Origin of the sequence: Pararhizobium sp. (genome assembly GCF_965279435.1) — a bacterium.
In the GTDB taxonomy this organism is placed as follows: Bacteria; Pseudomonadota; Alphaproteobacteria; order Rhizobiales; family Rhizobiaceae; genus Pararhizobium.
The window spans coordinates 531,486-550,185 of record NZ_CBDIHY010000002.1 but is presented as its reverse complement, the minus strand read 5'-3'; the positions used below and the strand labels follow the sequence as shown (position 1 = coordinate 550,185).

Annotated in this window: 15 protein-coding genes; 5 read left to right on the top strand and 10 right to left on the bottom strand. The window is 60.1% G+C overall.

Annotation, left to right across the window (positions count from 1 at the left end):
- Window positions 1-6: 6 nt before the first annotated feature.
- The 3 genes from ACQY8Q_RS04085 (at window position 7) to ACQY8Q_RS04075 (ending at window position 4,357) form a co-directional block, all read left to right on the top strand.
- Window positions 7-1,404, top strand: coding sequence for an NCS2 family permease (locus tag ACQY8Q_RS04085; RefSeq protein WP_428424909.1), 1,398 nt, complete (start codon window positions 7-9; stop codon window positions 1,402-1,404).
- A 55-nt stretch (window positions 1,405-1,459) separates the two neighbouring features.
- Entirely contained in the window at window positions 1,460-3,250 is a 1,791-nt protein-coding gene (ade, locus tag ACQY8Q_RS04080; protein ID WP_428424907.1) for an adenine deaminase, read from the top strand.
- A gap of 156 nt (window positions 3,251-3,406) precedes the next feature.
- Window positions 3,407-4,357, top strand: coding sequence for a DUF535 family protein (locus ACQY8Q_RS04075; RefSeq protein ID WP_428424905.1), 951 nt, complete (start codon window positions 3,407-3,409; stop codon window positions 4,355-4,357).
- A 96-nt stretch (window positions 4,358-4,453) separates the two neighbouring features.
- Here ACQY8Q_RS04075 and ACQY8Q_RS04070 read toward each other — a convergent pair whose 3' ends face one another.
- A complete protein-coding gene (locus ACQY8Q_RS04070; RefSeq protein WP_428424903.1) occupies window positions 4,454-5,620 on the bottom strand; it encodes an ATP-binding protein in 1,167 nt (388 codons plus the stop codon).
- A complete protein-coding gene (locus tag ACQY8Q_RS04065) occupies window positions 5,617-6,309 on the bottom strand; it encodes a response regulator (RefSeq protein ID WP_428424901.1) in 693 nt (230 codons plus the stop codon). The genes ACQY8Q_RS04070 and ACQY8Q_RS04065 overlap by 4 nt, the downstream gene beginning before the upstream one ends.
- Before the next feature lie 203 nt (window positions 6,310-6,512).
- Here ACQY8Q_RS04065 and ACQY8Q_RS04060 point away from each other — a divergent pair, with 203 nt between their 5' ends.
- The gene (locus tag ACQY8Q_RS04060; protein WP_428424899.1) at window positions 6,513-7,241 is read left to right on the top strand and encodes a phosphatase PAP2 family protein; all 729 of its coding nucleotides are present in this window, start codon (window positions 6,513-6,515) and stop codon (window positions 7,239-7,241) included.
- 71 nt (window positions 7,242-7,312) lie between these two features.
- Here the strand turns inward: ACQY8Q_RS04060 and ACQY8Q_RS04055 are convergent, their stop codons facing one another.
- From ACQY8Q_RS04055 to ACQY8Q_RS04025, 7 genes are all read right to left on the bottom strand, one after another.
- The gene (locus ACQY8Q_RS04055; protein ID WP_428424897.1) at window positions 7,313-7,945 is read right to left on the bottom strand and encodes a dual specificity protein phosphatase family protein; all 633 of its coding nucleotides are present in this window, start codon (window positions 7,943-7,945) and stop codon (window positions 7,313-7,315) included.
- A 78-nt stretch (window positions 7,946-8,023) separates the two neighbouring features.
- The gene (locus tag ACQY8Q_RS04050; protein ID WP_428424895.1) at window positions 8,024-8,941 is read right to left on the bottom strand and encodes an inositol monophosphatase family protein; all 918 of its coding nucleotides are present in this window, start codon (window positions 8,939-8,941) and stop codon (window positions 8,024-8,026) included.
- Window positions 8,942-9,000: 59 nt separating this feature from the next.
- Entirely contained in the window at window positions 9,001-10,125 is a 1,125-nt protein-coding gene (locus ACQY8Q_RS04045; RefSeq protein WP_428424893.1) for an ABC transporter substrate-binding protein, read from the bottom strand.
- A 66-nt stretch (window positions 10,126-10,191) separates the two neighbouring features.
- Window positions 10,192-11,331: an ABC transporter substrate-binding protein gene (locus tag ACQY8Q_RS04040; RefSeq protein WP_428424891.1), complete on the bottom strand. Its 1,140-nt coding sequence runs from the start codon at window positions 11,329-11,331 to the stop codon at window positions 10,192-10,194.
- Window positions 11,332-11,349: 18 nt separating this feature from the next.
- The gene (locus ACQY8Q_RS04035) at window positions 11,350-12,477 is read right to left on the bottom strand and encodes an ABC transporter substrate-binding protein (RefSeq protein WP_428424889.1); all 1,128 of its coding nucleotides are present in this window, start codon (window positions 12,475-12,477) and stop codon (window positions 11,350-11,352) included.
- Window positions 12,478-12,520: 43 nt separating this feature from the next.
- The gene (locus ACQY8Q_RS04030; protein WP_428424887.1) at window positions 12,521-13,654 is read right to left on the bottom strand and encodes an ABC transporter ATP-binding protein; all 1,134 of its coding nucleotides are present in this window, start codon (window positions 13,652-13,654) and stop codon (window positions 12,521-12,523) included.
- Window positions 13,654-15,507 (bottom strand): ABC transporter permease, encoded by a 1,854-nt coding sequence (locus ACQY8Q_RS04025; RefSeq protein ID WP_428424885.1) that lies wholly within the window; start codon window positions 15,505-15,507, stop codon window positions 13,654-13,656. The genes ACQY8Q_RS04030 and ACQY8Q_RS04025 overlap by 1 nt, the downstream gene beginning before the upstream one ends.
- Before the next feature lie 531 nt (window positions 15,508-16,038).
- Here ACQY8Q_RS04025 and ACQY8Q_RS04020 point away from each other — a divergent pair.
- Window positions 16,039-17,025: a LacI family DNA-binding transcriptional regulator gene (locus ACQY8Q_RS04020; RefSeq protein WP_428424882.1), complete on the top strand. Its 987-nt coding sequence runs from the start codon at window positions 16,039-16,041 to the stop codon at window positions 17,023-17,025.
- On the opposite strand, the gene ACQY8Q_RS04015 is transcribed toward ACQY8Q_RS04020, so the two are convergent.
- Complete coding sequence (locus tag ACQY8Q_RS04015; RefSeq protein WP_428424880.1) at window positions 17,022-18,665, bottom strand: Na/Pi cotransporter family protein; 1,644 nt, start codon at window positions 18,663-18,665, stop codon at window positions 17,022-17,024. The genes ACQY8Q_RS04020 and ACQY8Q_RS04015 overlap by 4 nt on opposite strands.
- Window positions 18,666-18,700 lie beyond the last annotated feature (35 nt).

Below are 18,700 nucleotides of genomic sequence, written 5' to 3'. Positions count from 1 at the left end.
ACAACAATGAATTACCAACCGAAATCGGTGGAGCCGGCCTCCCGCAAGGCCTCGTGGCTTGCCAGCCTGCTGGATCGCTATTTCCAGATCTCGAAATTCGGATCTAACATTCGAACTGAAATCCTCGCGGGACTGACCACCTTTCTCGCCGCGTCCTATGTGATCGTCGTCAATCCTTCGATCCTTGCGCATGCGGGCATCCCGTTTTCCGCCGGGGTCACCGCGACGGTGCTCGTCAGCTTCATCGGCAGCTGCGCCATGGGGCTTTATGCAAAAAGCCCGATCCTGGTTGCTCCAGGCATGGGCATCAACGCGCTGTTTGCCTACACAATGGTCGTCGGCGCAAATGTTCCGCTCGAAATCGCGCTCGGCTGTGTTTTCTGGGCTGGCGTGCTGTTCACCATCATGGCTTTCTTCAATCTGCGGCAGACGATCATCGAGGCGATCCCGGTCGATCTTCGCTACGGCATTGCCTGCGGCATCGGCCTGTTCATCGCGCTGATCGGCTTTGAAAACGCCAAGTTCATCGTTGCCAATCCCGATACGATCGTTGGTCTGACGACATTCAATCCGGTTACGCTGACCTTCATCGCGGGTTTCATCCTGACGGTCGGCCTGGTCGTCCGGCGGGTGCCCGGTGCAATGATGGTTGGCATGATCCTCACCACCATTCTCGCTGTTCCGATCGGGCGTTGGTGGGGGGATGGCAGCGCCTTTTCGCCGGAGACGCCTGATGTTCATACGCTGGTCAATTGGAGCGGCTTTTCGGCGGCCCCCGACTTCAGCTTTGTCGGCCAGATCGATCTGGTCGGCGCGCTCAGCCTCGCCTATATTCCCTTCATCTTCGTGTTCCTGTTCACCAACTTCATCGAGGCGCTGTCGACCTTCCTCGGCCTGGCCGAGGCGGCTGATCTGAAGGACGAGCAGGGGATGCCGCGCAATATCAGGGAATCGATGCATGTCGACGCTGTCGCGGCCCTGATTTCGGCACCACTCGGCACCAGCCCTGCCACCGTCTATCTCGAATCAGGTGCCGGCATCGCCCAAGGCGGCCGCACCGGGCTTGTTGCGTTGATCGCGGGTTTGCTCTTTGTGCCCTTCCTGTTCCTGTCACCATTGCTCTCGCTGGTTCCTGCCGTTGCGACAGCGCCGGTTCTCATCCTGACCGGCCTCTTCATGTCCGAGCCGATGAGCAAGATCCGCTGGACCGATCTCGATGAGGCGCTTCCGGCCTTCCTTGCCATCGTGCTGATCCCGCTGACGTTCTCGATCACGCTCGGACTATCGCTGTCGATTATTGCGTATGTGCTGATCAAGCTGGTCTGCGGCCGTCCCGGCGATGTAAAGCCGGTGATGTGGTTCGTTGCCCTGCTTGCCGCAGCGCTCGTCGCACAGACCCAATAGGCCTGCCGGCGCCCCGGGTGGGCGCCGGTATGGTCTCCATTCGAAGGAAACTGTCATGCTTCAATCCTGGTCGAGGACCGCACCCGAGCTCGTCGATGTTGCCATGGGCCGCACGCCTGCCGATCTGGTGATCCGCAACGGACGATGGGTCAACGTCTATTCCGGCGAGATCATTCCGCACACCGACATCGCCGTCAAAGCCGGCCGCTTTGCCTATGTCGGCGCCGATGCCAGCCATACAATCGGCGAGGGTACTAAGGTTATCGACGCGGCCGGGCGCTATCTGGTGCCGGGGCTCTGCGACGCGCATATGCATGTCGAAAGCGGTCTCGTCACCGTCACGGAATTTGCCCGTGCCGTCATTCCGCACGGCACGACGACGATGTTCATCGACCCGCACGAGATTGCCAACGTACTCGGACTGGCCGGTGTGCGGCTGATGAACGATGAAGCGCAGAGCCTGCCGGTCAATGTCTATGTCCAGGTTCCAAGCTGTGTGCCGAGCGCGCCCGGCCTTGAGACGGCGGGCGCCGAGCTGTCGGCGAGGGACGTGGCTGAAGCGCTCAGCTGGCCGAATATCATCGGCCTCGGCGAGATGATGAACTTTCCGGGTGTTGCCGGTAACGACCCGAAGATGGTCGCTGAGATCGCGGCAACCCAGGATGCGCGATTGACGGTCGGCGGGCATTACGCCTCGCCGCATCTGGGCCGCGAATTCCACGCCTATGTAGCCGGCGGACCGGCTGATGATCACGAGGGGACGACCGTCGAGGACGCAATCGCCCGTGTCCGGCAGGGAATGCGGGCCATGCTGCGGCTTGGCTCGGCCTGGTTCGATGTTGCAGCCCAGATCAAGGCCGTCACCGAGAGCGGCCTCGATCCGCGCAACTTCCTGCTTTGCACCGATGATAGCCATTCCGGCACACTCGTTCACGATGGCCACATGAACCGCGTCGTCCGCCACGCCATCGCACAGGGGCTGAAACCGGTAACGGCGATCCAGATGGCGACGCTCAACACCGCCCAGCATTTCGGTCTCGAGCGGGAGCTTGGCTCCATCGCGCCGGGCCGCCGGGCAGACCTGATCATCACGTCAGACTTGGTATCGCTGCCAATCGAGATGGTTTTTGCGCGTGGGGAACTGCTTGCGCAAGCGGGCGCTCTCGTTGCCGACATCCCGCCATTTGTCTATCCGGCAAGCGCGCGTGACACCGTTCATCTCGGCAAGACCCTGACGGCTAGCGATTTTGATATCCGGCACTCCACTGATGCTTCCAGCGTCCGGGTCAATGTTATCGGCGTCGTCGAAAACCAGGCGCCGACGCGGGCTTTACAGGCGGATCTCGCCATAAGCGCGGGCCTCATCGACATGGACCGTGCCAACGACGTCTGCCAGATCGCCCTGGTGGAGCGCCATCGCGCCACCGGCGAAGTCGTCAACGCCTTCGTGTCCGGCTTCGGCTACGACAGTGACTGCGCTATTGCCAGCACCGTGGCCCATGATAGCCACCATATGATCGTGGTCGGCACCAACAAGGACGACATGGCGCAGGCCGCAAACCGTCTGCACGAGGTCGGTGGTGGCATTGTCGTCGTCAAGGGTGGCAAGGAACTGGCCCTGGTCGAATTGCCGGTTGCCGGGCTGATGTCCGATCAGCGCGCCGAGATCGTTGCGGACAAGGCTGCCGCGATCGTCGAAGCAATGCGCGTCTGCGGCTGCAAGTTGAACAACGCCTATATGCAGCATTCGCTGCTGGCGCTGGTCGTCATTCCAGAATTACGCATTTCCGACAAGGGATTGATCGACGTCCGCACGTTCCAGAGGATCGATGTCGTCATCGCATAGAGCGGCAGGCTGACCGTACATCGGCTGCGGGTAGGGGCAGCCGATGTACGTATGAAACACGGGAGCACCCCGGCGAAAGACCACGGTTTCTTGGCACGATCTTGATAATTCCGCCGCAGATGGTTGGCCGCAACCATAGTCGTCGGGTTTAAAGACATGATTCAAAACGAATTGATCGCCGCAGCGGCAAAAGGCGGAACATCCAGCACTCCGCGCCGGGACACACAACCGGAAATCGCCAATGAACCGAAGCAATTCCGGTATCTCGTGCTTTGGAGAATACTATCATTTGTCCTGCGGGCGCGCTGGAAGCGCGGCATTCTCTTCTGGTGCCGCTTCGCTGCTAATCCGCTCCTGACTATTCGCTGGTGGCGTTTTCTTGCGGATTTTACCGCAGCGCGCGGATATCCGGCCCCGCATGACGCATTGCTGCAGAAGCCCCTGTCGAAATTCCTGGTTTACGGAATGCCCAGTTCCCGGCGGCTCGCATTGCTTGCCGACCATTTCCAGATTGCGGAAAGGATTTTATCCACGGACAGTTTGATGAAGCTCTGGCAGGGCGAATGGCTGGATATGGGCTTGGTCGAAGGTCGTACCGAGACCTATAGCTGCCACATCGCACTGGCCGACCGTTTTGGCGGACGTCACGAAGGTGCCTTTGCCGTCAGGCTTGTCCGGACACGCGGCATGGCGCTTCTTTGCGCCGGCAGGTTTACTCTCGTTCGCCAGGGTTCGCATGACAGCTACACCTTTGTCGTCGGCAGCATGCAGGGACCTCGCAACGGAAAGCGGCTGACAGTCGAGGCGACCCGAGATCTCTTCGGCGTTCGCCCGAAGGAGGCGGTCCTGATGGTGCTGCAGGGCCTGACCGTCGAGGGCGGCATGACGCATTTCTTCGCCATTTCGGAAGCCAAGCAGCCGATCCAGTACCGCCGGGCCAAACGGCGGTCGATGATGCTGTCGGCTGTCAATGCCTTCTGGGCCGAGCGTTCTGCAAAGTCCGAGAGTACCTACGGGTTCACGGTGCCAAAATCTGGAACCACCGGAACGGATGGCCGTTGCCGCAGCAAACTATGCTTCCACACGATCGGCGAACTGTTCCATTAAGATTTCCATCGTGTCGCGACGGGATCAGGACAGGGCAAGTCTGGCCGGCCCTGATCCCCGCTGTTCCATAAGACTGTCCTGCTGGTTCAATTTTGACTATTCCGGGCGCAGGTGGATCGCCACCATCGCGCCGCCGCCTTCGCGGTTGGCGAATTCCAGGCGTCCGCCGTGTGCCAGCGCGATGGCCTGCACCACGGACAGACCCAGTCCTGTGCCGCCGGTTGCGCGCGATCGCGAGGGATCACCCCGCCAGAAGGGGTTTGTGGCTACGGCATCCAATCCTTGCGGAAATCCGGGGCCGCGGTCCAGCAAACGGATCACGACGCTTTCATCTGGCAAGCGCTCGGTTTCGCACCGGAGCCAATTGCCGTCTGCGGCATAGCGGCAGGCGTTTTCCAAAAGCGCCAGAACGGCCTGGCGTACACGCGGCGAGTCCACCGATATGAAGGCCGGTTCCAGTCCGGTTTCCAGCGTCAGCTTGTTGTTGTCGAGCATGGGTTTGGCTGAGGTCAGTACCGCTGCGACCACCTGTGAGACGTCGGTCCACTGGCGCTCCATCACGAGTTTTTGGCCGATCGCCAGCGACAATGTGCGCAGATCTTCGACAATCCTCCCAAGGCCTTCGACCTGAAACAGCAAATCGGAGATCATCTTCCGGTCCATCGGAAAGACCCCATCCAGCATGCCTTGCAACGAGCCCTGCAGGATCGTCAGTGGGGTGCGCAGTTCGTGCGCCACGGCCATATTGTTGAAGCGCAGTCTTTTTTCCATGCTGTCGAGGCTGGTTGCCAGCGCGTTGAAGGTATCCATAAGGCTCGAGACCTCGCGGGTGCCATGGCTTGAGGCAGCGACGCTGACGGAAAAATCGCCCGATTTCAGTCCCTCGGCTGCAGATGTGAGCTCTGCCAAAGGCCGTGCGATCTGCCGCGCCAGAAACATCCCAATGACGGCGCAGACAAGGGCCGACAGCAGGCCGCAGATCAAAATCGAGAGATTGACTTTAAGATCGGTCGGTTCCTGCAGCACGTTGAGATTATCGAGCAGCAGCTTGAGGGATGCCTGGTCGGGGAGGATGCCCTTGTCGAGATCGTAATAGGCGGTCAAGGCGTTTGGCGGCAGGTTTTCGGTGATACTTTTTTCCAGATAGGCAGCATACCAGGTGGCCCCGAAATAGGTCATGCCGACGCTGAGGAGCAGCATGACTGTGATGATGACCGCCGTAAGCGTTGCAAGCGGCAGCGGGGGGAGCCTGGGTATTTTCATCTTGGATCCGAAAAACGATAGCCAATGCCGCGGACGGCCGGAAAGAAGCCGTTCTGCCCCATATCTTCCAGTTTGCGCCGCAGGTTGGAGATATGGGTATCGACGGTGCGCACCAGTGCGTCGCTTTCCGGCAGACAGGCGTCGAGAATATCGGCACGCGCGAAAGCCTGGGTCGGGTGGCGGATCATATAGGCGAGAATTCGAAATTCGCTGAGCGTCAAGGAGAGATGCGTGCGGCGCTCATCCCGGGTGACAAAGGCGGTGTAACTGCTGAAATCGACTTCTATGGCGCCAACCCGCTTGATGGACCCGGCGCGTTCGCCCTGCGTCCGGCGCAAGACGGCCTTGACCCGGGCGACGACTTCCTGTGGGTTGAACGGTTTTACCACATAGTCATCAGCACCGAGCCTCAAGCCGCTCAGCCGGTCGATATCGTCGGCAATGGCCGTCACCATGATCACCGGCGTTGACGAGGACTGACGCAGGCGGGCGAGGACCGCGAAACCGTCGAGTTTCGGCAGGCGCACATCGAGCAACACGAGATCAGGTTTGAGATGTGCATGATGTTGAAGCGCTATTTCACCGTCGCTGGCGCGCACCGTACGGAAACCGTCGCGGAGCAGATACGCCTCCAGTATCTGCGCAATTGCCGGTTCATCCTCAACGATCAAAACGAGACTGTTATCCACCCTAATGCCCTGCGTTTCTTCAATTTTCTGCCTCGGCTTTACCGCCGTCCGACACTATCACGGACAAAAGGGATTTCTGCAATTTTCAAGTTGTCTTTCTGCGACCGGGCAGCCGGTTCTGAACAAGGCCTTGATCGCATCCACGCCGTTTCTTGACAATCCGGATTCAACTTGCCGCCGGTTCAGACCTCGGAGAGACCGGCATGCAGAAATTTGCGTTCGATTATCGGAATTCTTCATCTCGGGAGTTGCGGCGGCCGTACCAGCCGGTAAAGCCCGACAGCATCAATGGGATGATTGCCGCCATTGTTGCCTCAATCGTCTGGGCCAGTTTTGTCTTTGTCGTCTTTCCCGATCTCGATCTTGTCGTCTCGCGCTGGTTTGTCAGTGGACAAACCTTCATCTGGATCGACAATCCATTCCTGCTGGACGTAAGGGATATCGGCCGTCTGGCGCAGCCCTACATTATCGGCTCGATGATCATGCTGATCGCGGTGCAGATGCTCCTGCCGGAGCAAAGGCGGTTCTGCTCCTTCCGCAAGCCATTGTTCGTGCTCCTGAGTTTTGCGGCGGGCCCACTCGTCGTGGTCCAGTCGCTGAAGGTACTGATCGGGCGCGTACGGCCGCGCGGGATCGTCGAGTTCGGGGGCACTGTGGATTTCACACCCGTCTGGCAGTTTTCCGCTGCGTGCAGCCGCAGCTGCTCTTTTCCTTCCGGTGAATCGTCCGCAGCTGCCGCATCACTGTCGCTGCTGATCCTGGTGCCGGCCAGATTCCGATGGGAAGTTGCGCTTTTGTTTGTGCCTTGCCTCATGTTTGTGGCGTTCAACCGTGTTGTCCTCGGCGCACATTTCCTTTCGGACGTGGTGCTCGGCTGGCTGCTGACGATGTTTGTCATGGCCTGGGTCTGGCGCTGGATGGGCGCGCGTTGAAATAGCAGTCCACGTTGGAGCGCCTTGCCGAGTAAACGCACTGCGCCTTCGCCGATAAAGGCCGCCTGCCTTTACTGGGCAGCGTCTGCGTCAATCATGGCAATCCAGGTGGCCGCACGGCGGGCGGCGCTGGCGAGAACGGGTTTGGGCGCCTTATACCATTCGTTTTCCGGCAGTTCGCGCTTGATGCGCACAAAACTGATGGCGTCGTCGAGCGCAGGGAATTCCTGTGGCAAGGTCAGGTGCAGAAAGAGCGCAACGACGGCAACGGAGCGGGAGCGGCCGCCGCGGCAGTTGATCAGCACGCTGCCGCGTTCGCGCCGCGGATAGGATGGTTTGTCGGGGAGGATCTGCTCCAGCGCCGCCCGCAGGATGTAATGGGCTGCGACCATCTGGGTCTCGGGATTGCCGTCGCCGTCGATCAGGCCAATCTTGAAATAGCGGATTTCGCCTGGCCCGTAGACGCTGCCTTCATGATCCGAGACGACCTGCGGCTGTTCGACGAAGTTGAAGTCGAGATTGACGGCACAATTGACGACCGTTGTGATGCCCTTGCTGCGCAGAAGGTTGAGATCGCTTGCGCCTTCCTTGCCTGAAATGAACAGATCGACGCTGTAAAGCGGATGCTGTTCGTAGATCAGGCTGAGCTTTGGCAACTCGCGCGATTCCGGCTGTTGAGTGGTGTCCCGTTCCAAGTGCTGCATGTCGCTTCTCCGCAGGCGCCGATCCACTGGGCGCTGCCATTCTATGGTTTCAATTCGTTGATCGCCCGAAGCCTTTGCTCAGGCGGTCGCCGCTGTCTCGCTTCGCTGTGCTGCGATCTTTGCGATGCGGCTTTCGGAAATGGAGTGTGCCACCCGCGCAAGTGTCGGGTAGTTGGCGCCTGTCCCCGTTGCGATATAGCCCGGGCAAAGGAAGTCGGCAGACCCCTTTGCCACCTTGCCAAGGGTTAGCGGCTCGTATCGGCCGCCGGCATTCTTGAGGATGAGCGTGGCGGCGGCGACATCCCAGGCATTGACGCCAAACCCGGCGGCAGCGTCGGCCCAGCCGGCGGCGACATGGGCGATGCTGAGGGCCGCACTTCCGGGGCGGCGCAGCGTCGAGAAGGTTTCGACCAGCTCGCCCAGATTGGTGAGTGCCACCTCACGGCCATCGAGCCGGAAGTCGCGCGACACCGGATAGCCGGTGATCAGTGTGGCCCGGGTCTCTTGCTCGACCGAGCGGGAGCGCAACGGCGTGCCGTTCAGATAGGAGCCTTTCAGATCAGCCGCAAACATCAGATCGGCGACGGGATCGTAGATCGCACCGGCGACGACTTCGCCGTCGATAACTGCGCCGATCGAGACGCACCAGAAGGCCAGGCCACGGGCAAAGTTCGCGGTACCGTCGATCGGATCGACATACCACTGGATCGCGCCATTGCCGATCTGGCCGCCCTCTTCGCCCATGATCGCCGAGTTGGGTTCATGCTCAAGAATAAAGGCCCGGATGGTCGCTTCCGCGCGCTTGTCATGGATGGTGACGATATCGTGCAGATCGACCTTGTAGTCCACGGCCATGTCCGAGCGGAATGCCTCAAGCAGCGGATCGCGTACGGCAAGTGCTGCCGATTTGGCGATTTCCATCAGTTGCGTCGAGCGGGAAAGCGCCTCCTCGTTTACGGGTTTGGATTCAGGCGAGGAGGGGATTTGCATCGGCATGTCCAGTCTGTTCGTTCGGGTAAAAGGCCGGCGCGGTGGAGGACGCGCCGGCAGGTGGGTCACTTCGTGTAGTTCACGCGCCAGAAATCCTGCCACTCTTCGCGGCGATCGAAATCGTCGAGACCGGTGGAGGAGTTGTAATCGAACAGCTTGTCGGCGACCTTCATCAGGCCCGACGGCTCATCGTCCGGCATCTTGATATCGATGTTGGTCGGCAGCTTGCCGTCCTTCATCTGCGGCGCAATGCCTTCTTCGGTCAGGATATAGTGGACGAAAAGCCTGGCCGTGTTCGGGCTCTTTGTCTTGGAGGCGATCAGCCCGAGCTTGATATAGCTCCAGCCAACCCAGGGATCGAGATCGGCGCAGATGCCCAGCTTGTAGCCCTTGTCGGCATTGTCGCGGAACTTGGCCGAGCTGAGGAGACCAAAAAACGGTTCCTTCTGGCCGGGCGCCCCGACAGCTTCGGCAACCGGATCGTCACCGTCCGTTGCCAGCGGCGCGTTCTGCGCCAATGCCTTGATCCAGGCGGCAGCAGCGCTCTTTTCGCTGGTTTCAAGGTCCTTGCCGAAATGCGCTTTGTAGGCCGCCGCCACCTTGCCGGTACCATACGTTTCCAGCTGGTTGAACCAGTCGGTATAGTTGCCCTTGGTCAGGGGGTCGACCATGGCGACCTTGCCTTTCCACTTCGGCTCGGTCAGTTCCCAGATATTGGCGACCGGGCACGTGTCGTTGACTTCGGTGTTGTAGGCCCAGACATTGGCATTGGTGGAGATCGCCAACGGGTTCTGCAGTTGCGCCGGGATCTTCGTGGTCATGTCGCCGGGCAGATGGTTCTCGACGAATTTTTCCGGCAGGAGCTGGGCCAGAGCTGCCGGCGCGTCGGTGATCAGAACGACATCGCCCTGGACATTATCGGCCTGGCTTTCGCGGATGATCATTTCCAGCTGGCTGTTGGCCGAGACCTTCATACCGGTCGCCTTCAGCCCATATTTGGCGCTGAAATTTTCGGCCATCTCGACGATCTTGCCGGTGCTGTCATAGATGTTGATCGGCTTTTCCTGCTTTGCTGCGGCAACCAGCGCATCCAGATAGAAGGCATCTTCGGCGTGGACTGAACCGGCAGACATCCCGGCAGCGAGACCGGCGGCCATCATGGCCAATGTCAGGTGCTTGTTTCGTTTCATGGTTTCCCCTCCCAAGGAAAAAGTGAAGGCAGGCCATGGACGTTTGTCCCTCCGCCTGCCTCCGGTTTAGTTCTTGTAGTTCACACGCCAGAAATCCTGCCAGCTCTCGCGCTTGTCGAGATCATCGGCCGCCGTTGCCGCGTCGAAAGACATCAGTTCGTCGAGGTGCTTGGCAACGCCCGAGGGCTCGTCCACCGGCAGGTCGATCTTGGAATTTCCCGAGATCTTGCCGTCTGCGGTCTGTGGCGAAATGCCCTCTTCGGTCATCAGGTAACGAACGAACAGCTTTGCCGCATTGGGGCTCTTGGTTTGTCCGGCAATCAGGCCGAAACCGGGATACAGGAAGCCGGAGAACGGCTGGACGCCGGAGCAAAGTCCGAGCTTCAGCCCCTTGGCCTCGTTGTCGCGGTATTTCGCCGTCGAGGTGATGACGAAGAAAGGCTCGGCTTGTCCCGATGCACCGGCGGCTTCGGCAACCGTTGTCGAGTCCGAAAGCAGCGGCTCGTTTTCAGCAAAGGCTTTCACCCAGGCTGCGGTGGCGCTCTTTTCGCCGGTCGCCAGCTTCTTGCCGTAAAGGTCTTCATAGGCCTTGGCCACATCCGCATCGTGATGCGTTTCGATCTGGTTGAACCAATCCGCATAGAGCGGCTTGTCGAACAGGTCGAGCATGGCGAGCTTGCCCTTCCACGTCGGCTCGGTCAGCTGCCAGATGTTGGTGACCGGGCACTTGTCATATTTCTCGGTGTTGTAGGTCCACACATGCGGATCGGAGACGACGACCAGCGGAGTACGCAGCTTTTCGGGAATGTCGCTTGCAAGGTCGGGTGGCGTCCAGCTGGTAGCGATGCCTTCCGGCAGAAGCTCACCCACCGCAGACGCGACATCGGTTGCGACGCTGACGTCACCCACGATGTTGCCGGCCTGATGCTCGCGGACCATCAGCTCGACCTGGGTCGCCTCGTTGACCTTCTTGCCGCTGGCTTGGACGCCGTATTTGGCGGTGAAGGCCTCGGCCGTGTCGACGATCTTGCCGGTGACGGCGTAGACCGTGATCGGCGGTTCTTTCTTCGCCGCCTCAATGAGTGCAGCGAGATTGAAGGCATCTTCGGCATGGACCGCGCCGCCGATCCCCGTTGCAAGAACGAGGGCCAGTGTGGAGGCGGCTGCATGCCGCCCCCATTTCGTTGCCTGTCTGGTTTGGGTCATCACATCCTGCTCCATCGCCTATTTCTGATAGTTCAACCGCCAGAAGTCCTGCCAGGTCTCGCGCTGATCCCAGTCGTCGAGACTGGTCGCCATGCTGTAGGGCAGGACCTGATCGAGGGCAGCGCCGATGCCGGACGGCTCGTCGGCCGGTGGCTTGACGTCCGTATTGGTCGACATCTTGCCGTCGATCGCCTGCGGCGCGATGCCCTCTTCGGTCATCACATAGTGGATGAAGAGCTTGGCCGCGTGCGGGCTGTTGGTGCCTTTGGTGATCAGGCCGACACCGGGATAGAGCCAGCCGAGCCAGGGCTTCAGGTCCTTGCAGAGGCCGAGCTTCATGCCCTTGTCGGCATTGTCTCGGAATTTGGCAGAACTGATCAGCCCCATGAAGGGCTCTTTTTGACCGGGGACACCGACGGCTTCGGCTGCTGCGGCGTCCGCATCGGTCAGAAGCGGTGCGTTGGCGGCGAGTGCCTTGACCCATGCGGCCGTGGCGCTCGTCTCTCCGGCCGGGAGGTCCTTGCCGTAGAGGTCCTTGTAGGCGCCAGCGACCTTATCGTCGCCATGTTTGGCCATCTGGTTGAACCAGTCGACATAGGATGCCTTGCCGAGCGGGTCCTGCATGGCGACCTTGCCCTTCCACTTCGGCTCGGTCAGCTCCCAGATGTTGGCAACCGGGCATTTGTCGAACAGCTCGGTATTGTAGGCCCAGACACTGGCACTGGTGACCACCGTCAGCGGCTCCTGATATTCGGCCGGGATGCTCTTGGCGAGATCCGGTGGCAGCCAGCTTTCGGCAAACCCCTGCGGGATCAGCTGCGCCATCGCGGCTGGCGCATCGCTGATGATCGAGACATCGCCCTGAATGTTGTTGGCACGTGCTTCCCGAATGATCATTTCGAGCTGGGCCGATGCCTTGACCTTCGACCCTTCGGCAGCGACGCCATATTTCTTGGCGAAATTCTCCGCCATTTCGACGATCTTGCCGGTGCTGTCATAGACGGTGATCGGCTTTTCCAGCTTGGCCGCCTCGATCAGCGCATTGAGGTCAAAAGGCTCCTCCGCCTTCGCCGCACCGCCAAACAAGGCCAAGATGGCCGTTGCACATAGCAGGGTGTTCCTGCCGCCTGTCATTTTACGCTTCATACTGCTCCTCCTTCAGCAAGCATATGTTCGTTTCCTGGTGGTCTTAGTTGTAGGTGCTGTTCCGCAGCAGCGCGTCGGCTTCGGTTATCCGCTGACCGTCAGCATTGAACGCATGCAGGGCCTCGGCCGGGACATGGAAAAAGACGCGATCTCCGCTATCGACGCGCGGCAGAGCATGGGTGGTGAGGAACAGCGTGTGGTTCTCGCTCCTCAATTCGAGAATCCAGCTGCCTCCCGTCGGCAGCACACCGGTCACCGTCATTTCGCCGGAGAAGCTGCCCTGCGGCACGTCCTCCAGCTTGGTTGCATAACCCATGGCTTCTGGCCGCATGCCGATGGAGCCGATGCCGCGCAGCTGCGGATAGCGGGCCGCGAAATAGGCTTCCGCCTTGTCGGCGACATCGGAGACCCCGGGCTTGCCAAACGTCAGGATGTTGATCGGCGGACTGCCGACGAATTCAGCGACGAAACGGTTGGCCGGGCGGTCGTAGATATCGTTGGGCGTGCCCATCTGCTGCAGCGTGCCCTCGTTCATGACGGCAATCGTCGTTGCCAGCGTCATGGCTTCCCACTGATCGTGAGTGACGAAGACGATCGTCGTCTTGAATTCCTTGTGCAGGCGTTTCAACTCGGCACGCATTTCGAGACGCAGGCGGGCGTCGAGATTGGACAGCGGCTCGTCGAGCAAAAGCACACCGGGATTGACGGCTAGCATGCGGGCAAGCGCGACGCGCTGCTGCTGCCCGCCCGAAAGCTGTGACGGATAGCGGTCACGGTACTTGGCTATATCGAGCGTCTGCATGACGCGCTCGACGCGCGCCTCGCGTTCGGCCTTCGGCAGCTTGCGCAGTCGCAGACCGAAATCGGTGTTGCGCTCGATCGTCAGGTGCGGCCACAGGGCATAGCTCTGGAAGACAAGGCCCATCTCGCGTTTTTCCGGCGGGACGAAGATGCCATCCGCGACGGAGTCGATGATCCTGTCTCCGACCCGGATTTCGCCGCCCGAAAGGTTCTCGAGGCCGGCAATCATCCGCAGCGTCGTGGTCTTGCCGCAGCCGGATGGACCCAGCAGGCACATGAACTCGCCATCGCGAATTTCGAGGTCGAGATCGGAAACCGCGTTGGCGGAATTTACACCGTAGTTCTTCTGCGCTCCGCGCAGGTTGATGGTAGGCATCAGCTTCCAAGTCCTTCTGCAAGATTTGTGCGGGTCAGCTTCTGGGCCAACAGCGTGCCGAAATAGGCGATGGCGGCGATGATCAGCACCACGGCATTGGCGGCCTGCGTGTAGTGGTAATCGACCAGTCGCAGGGAATAGGTGGTCAGCACGTCGGTGCTCGGCACAGCCAGGATCACAAAGAGGCTGAGCCCCTTGATGCCCGAGATGAACGGCAGCAGCACGCCCGTCACCAGCGATCCCTTCTGGATCGGGATGACGATCAGGATCATGCGGCGGAACCAGCCGGCTCCAGCGATCTGGGCTGCCTCTTCCGGATCCTTGCCGAGCTGGGTCATGGCCGAGATGCCGGCGCGCGAGGCGTAGGGCATCTGGTCGGCAATAAGCGCCAGAATAAGGATGGTCACGGTGCCATAGAGAGCTGGCATCGGGCCGCGCGGAACCGCAAACAGCGAAAGATAGGCGGCTGCAAAGGCAATCCCGGGAACCAGATAGGGCAGGAAGGTTACCTGGCGCAGATAGACCGACAAGGCGCGGACCGGCGTGCGGATGACGACATAGCCGACGAGCAGACCGAGAATGCCTGAGACCAGCGAGGCAAGGCCGACGATCATCATCGTGTTCTTGGCCGCAGCCCAGAGCTCGGGGCTGAGCAGGATACCCGTCTGCAATGCCACCGTATGAAGGTCGGTGCCGATCCAGTAGTCGAGCGTGAAATTGTCAAGCGTGAACTTGGCCGGCATTTTCATGACGGTCGAGAGAGCAAGCGTCAGCAGAGGCATGGCGACGCTGAGGATGAAGATCGTCGCCGCAAAACCGGTCGCCGGAAGGCGCATCTTGCCGAGGCGGCTCTGCCGGTTCATTGATCCCTTCGAGCCAATGGTCACGAAGCGGCGCGCTTCCCGGACCAAGCGTGCGTCGATCATCAGCGTGATGATACCGATCAGCATGATCGAGGCGGCGACGACCCCGGCAACGCCGGTCTGTCGGGACGCAATGCTGCGGAACAGCGAAGTCGAGAGAACCTCGAACTTGACTGGGAGACCGAGCACGTAGGGAACGCCGAATTCGCCCAGGCACTTTGCGAAAATCAGCACCATCGAAGACATCAGCGCCGGGCGCATCAGTGGCAAGATGATCTGGATGGCAACCTGGTAGCGGTGAGCGCCGAGGATTCGGGCGGAATCTTCCAGCTGTGAATCGAAGCGGCGAAGCGCCGAGCCGAACAGCAGGATGACGAAGGGCGTGTAGTGAAGCGCCAGAATGATCGTGATCGGAAAGCGGCCATAGGCGACCCAATCCGGTGGCGTCAGGCCAATGGCTTCGAACCAGCCGGGTTGGCCGCCAATCGTGCGGTTTTTGAACAGCGTCGTCCAGGCCAGCGCAAACGTCCAGGCGGGCAGCATGTAGGGCACGATCAGAGCTGTCGCAAACCAGCGGCGGCCGAACATGTCCGTCCGGCTGATCAGCCAGGCAAGCACGGTGCCGATCACCAGCGACAATGAGATGGCGCCGAGTGCGACGGTGAGGGTGTTAAACAGCGGGCGCCAGAAGAGGTCGGTGGCGACTGGCGAGAAAAATGCCCGATCGATGTAGTAGAGCGTAAGATCGCCGACGTCCTTGCTCAGACGCCGCTCGTGCCCAAACTGCACGCGCACGGCGTCGAGAACGATCGAGATGATCGGAACAACGATCAGGTAGGTAAAGATCAGGGCCGTCAGGACGCCAATCAGCGTCGTAGGTTCCCGCAGCGCAACCTTGAAGCGGTATCGCCAGGCCTGCCATGCCGAAGGCGCGGCTACCGGCTTTCGAACCAGAGCCTCCACCTTCGTCGTTTCAGTCAGAAGTGCCATTATATTTCCCCGTAACCACAGCATTGCCCCTGCACTCCGGCAGATGTCTTCGAACGCGTCGCGCTATCCCTTGGCGGGTCGGCACGATGCGCACGGGCGCGGGCAATGGCTTCAATCCTCCAGCATCAGGCCTCCCGGCCTGCTTAACGGCGATGATGCAGCTCCTCCCAGAGGCATCGCTAGCTTCAAAAAAATGGAATGAACATTCCGTTTTATGGATCACCGTGGAATGCATGATCTATCGACGAGGACGTTTTGTCAACGAAAAAATGCACACGCGGTCATTAACTTATCTAATTGATTTCATTATATATTTTTTGCGCGCAGCGCACAATATTCGACGCACTCTGCGAACGCGTGCCTTGTCTTCCAGATCCTGGCAAAATCGCCGGAGGGAACACACCTGTTTGAAGTAAGCGGAGTGGGGATTTCTCGTTGCTTCCGCTGGATAGCGGTACAAATTTTTAGGTTGGAAAAACCGGTGCAATGTGGCCTGTAATATCAGACACTTGATTTGTATCGGGGACGTGAATGGGAAGAGGCTTCGTAACGGCCGAAGAGGTGGCCAAGAAGGCGGGGGTTTCGCGTTCGGCCGTTTCGCGCACATTCACCCCCGGTGGTAGCGTGTCGAAAGCGGTCCGGCGCAAGGTGATCAAAGCCGCCCAGGACCTTGGCTACCGCGTCAATCGCCTGGCGCAGGGGCTCAACAATGATCGTTCGAACCTGATCGGCGTTGTCGGTGCAAATCTCGCGTCTCCGTTCATCTCCAAGCAGCTTGACCTCCTGAGCATCGGCCTGCTGCGGCGCGGGCTGCAATGCCTTTTGCTGAATGCAGCCGACGCCCGCAAGGATATCGCGCCGCTCATCGAGCTTTTGTTCGAGTTCCGCGCGCAGGCAATCGTCGTCCTTTCCGGCGAGCCACCGGCATCGATTATCGATGAGTGCATGGCCAATGGCGTCAGGCTCATCCTGATCAATCAGAAGCTTGATCGCACGGACACAAACATGGTGCTGAGCGACGATTCCCATGGTGCCGATCTCGCCGCTATGCGGCTGATCGAGGCAAAGTGCCGAAAAGTTGCGGTGGTATCCAGCGGCAGCAAAACCCCGGCACAGATGCGGCGCGCCAGCGCCTTCAGCCAGCGCATGGCCATCGAAGGTGTCGACGTCGTTTCCTGGTCCGATGGCCCGACAGCCTATGAAAGTGGGTATCAGGCAGGGTGCGAGCTGTTGGGCGACAAGACAATTGATGGCGCATTCTGCGTCACTGATTTGCTGGCGCTGGGGTTTATGGACGCTGCCCGGCTGGAGATGGGTCGCCGCGTGCCGGAAGATCTGTCGATCGTCGGCTTTGACGACATCCCCCAGGCCGGCTGGAAAAGCTATCAGCTGACAACTGTCGGACAGTCTTTCGATGCGTTGACCGAGAAAGTCCTGACGGCGCTGGCAAGCGACGATCCGGAAACCCGGCTTCAAATCGTACCCGTTACCTTGGTCGAACGCATCACTGCCCGTTAGATCGCCTGCTTGATCCGGCTTTCGCTGAGAAGGCCGCTCTGGTCGAGGATCGGATGGGCGACGGAAGCGATATGGGCGTTGATCCGCTTCAGGTCGCGCAGCATGTCGAGATGCACGGAACTCGTCTGAATGCTGTCGGCCCTGCCGTCGCGAAGACGCTGCAGGTGCCGCTCGGCGGATTGCTTTTCCAGCCGGCGCACGTCTTCCTTCACTTCGACAAGCCGGCGGGCAAGGTCGGCATTCTGGGTCGCGAAAACCGTTTGCGCCATGCGGATATTGTCGAGCGTGATGGTGAAAAGGTGCTCAAGCTCCGTTTTTCCGTCGTCGGAAAATTGCAGGCCGAGATTGATCTTCTTGGCAATTTCCGGGCGAATGCCCTTCTCGATGATATCGCCGATATGCTCAAGATTGATGGCGTATTCGACGATATCCATGGCGCGGCGATGATCCTTGCCGCTCAACCCATCCTGGCCAACCTTCGAGACATAGACCTTGATCCCATGCTGGATGCGGTCGACCCGTCCTTCCAGCGCGCTGATATCGGCGAGCTTGGACACGTCGTTATACTGCATGGCCTCATGCGCCTGAAGCAGCATTCGTTCGATCAGGTCGCCAACCAGCATGGCCTCGCGGCTTGCTCCGGCGAGCGCTGCGACCGGCCGGTTAAGGTCGTGGCTGTCGAGATAGCTGCGGTCAGCTTCGCTTTGCTTCAGTTCCGGAAGAAGGGCTGTGGTTGCGCGCAAGAGGAGCGGCGATAGCGGCCAGGCTATGATGGCAACGGCGAGATTGAAAAGCAGATGCGCATCAACAGCGAAATTGGTGTGCGAGAAAGGCGACATCTCGAGCAACTCTGCCCCGTAACCGGCAAGCGGAAGGGCCGCAGTGCAGCCGATGGCCCGCACGATGAGGTTGCCGAGGGTGACGCGACGGGCAGCGGCCGGCGCTTTCAATGTTGCCAGCACAGGCGGGATGGCGCCTCCAAGGTTGGCGCCGAGAACCAGCACGATGACCAGACTGGTATCGATGCTGCCATTTGCCGCCAACGACAGGATGAGAACGACGATGGCAAGGCTCGAGGATGCGAGGACAGCCAGAGCAGCCGAGAAGATCAGCGCGACTGGCCAGGCATTGCCGAGCATGGTGATGAACAGGCTGAGTGCCGGGGATTGGCGTATCGGATCAGTCGCGGCAGAAAGCAGGTGCAGCGAAAGCAGCATCAGGCCGACACCGACAAGGGCCGCACCCGCCCCCTGCCGCGGTGCCGACTGGGTGCGCGAGAGAATGACGCCAGCAAGGATCAGCATCGGCGAAAGCCAGCCGAGGCCAAGGGCAACAATCCATGCCGTCGTTGCGGTGCCGACATTGGCACCAAGCAGCACAATCTGCGCCATCGCCGGCACGATCAGATCCTTCTCGACGAACGAAGCCACCATCAGGGCTGTTGCCGTGGAACTCTGCAAGGCGACCGTTGCGACGAAGCCGGCGATGAACGAGCGGAACCCGCCACGGGTACCGGCTGCAAGACCGATACGCAGCTTAGCGCCAAAGGCGCGTGTCATGCCGTCTTTGATCTGACCCAACCCAAACAGCAGCAGCGCGACGGCGCCGAACAGATTGATGCTGATAATGAGCGATTCCATCAGATCACCTCGCTTGTCATCAGGCCGCCGCTGAC

Excerpts from the sequence above, each read along its gene's own strand:
- ACQY8Q_RS04030 (WP_428424887.1), bottom strand. The coding sequence starts at position 13,654 with ATGCCTACCATCAACCTGCGCGGAGCGCAGAAGAACTACGGTGTAAAT.
- ACQY8Q_RS04075 (WP_428424905.1), top strand. The coding sequence starts at position 3,407 with ATGATTCAAAACGAATTGATCGCCGCAGCGGCAAAAGGCGGAACATCC.
- ACQY8Q_RS04085 (WP_428424909.1), top strand. The coding sequence starts at position 7 with ATGAATTACCAACCGAAATCGGTGGAGCCGGCCTCCCGCAAGGCCTCG.
- ACQY8Q_RS04060 (WP_428424899.1), top strand. The coding sequence starts at position 6,513 with ATGCAGAAATTTGCGTTCGATTATCGGAATTCTTCATCTCGGGAGTTG.
- ACQY8Q_RS04070 (WP_428424903.1), bottom strand. The coding sequence starts at position 5,620 with ATGAAAATACCCAGGCTCCCCCCGCTGCCGCTTGCAACGCTTACGGCG.
- ACQY8Q_RS04055 (WP_428424897.1), bottom strand. The coding sequence starts at position 7,945 with ATGCAGCACTTGGAACGGGACACCACTCAACAGCCGGAATCGCGCGAG.
- ACQY8Q_RS04050 (WP_428424895.1), bottom strand. The coding sequence starts at position 8,941 with ATGCCGATGCAAATCCCCTCCTCGCCTGAATCCAAACCCGTAAACGAG.
- ade (WP_428424907.1), top strand. The coding sequence starts at position 1,460 with ATGCTTCAATCCTGGTCGAGGACCGCACCCGAGCTCGTCGATGTTGCC.
- ACQY8Q_RS04045 (WP_428424893.1), bottom strand. The coding sequence starts at position 10,125 with ATGAAACGAAACAAGCACCTGACATTGGCCATGATGGCCGCCGGTCTC.
- ACQY8Q_RS04015 (WP_428424880.1), bottom strand. The coding sequence starts at position 18,665 with ATGGAATCGCTCATTATCAGCATCAATCTGTTCGGCGCCGTCGCGCTG.
- ACQY8Q_RS04040 (WP_428424891.1), bottom strand. The coding sequence starts at position 11,331 with ATGACCCAAACCAGACAGGCAACGAAATGGGGGCGGCATGCAGCCGCC.
- ACQY8Q_RS04035 (WP_428424889.1), bottom strand. The coding sequence starts at position 12,477 with ATGAAGCGTAAAATGACAGGCGGCAGGAACACCCTGCTATGTGCAACG.
- ACQY8Q_RS04020 (WP_428424882.1), top strand. The coding sequence starts at position 16,039 with ATGGGAAGAGGCTTCGTAACGGCCGAAGAGGTGGCCAAGAAGGCGGGG.
- ACQY8Q_RS04025 (WP_428424885.1), bottom strand. The coding sequence starts at position 15,507 with ATGGCACTTCTGACTGAAACGACGAAGGTGGAGGCTCTGGTTCGAAAG.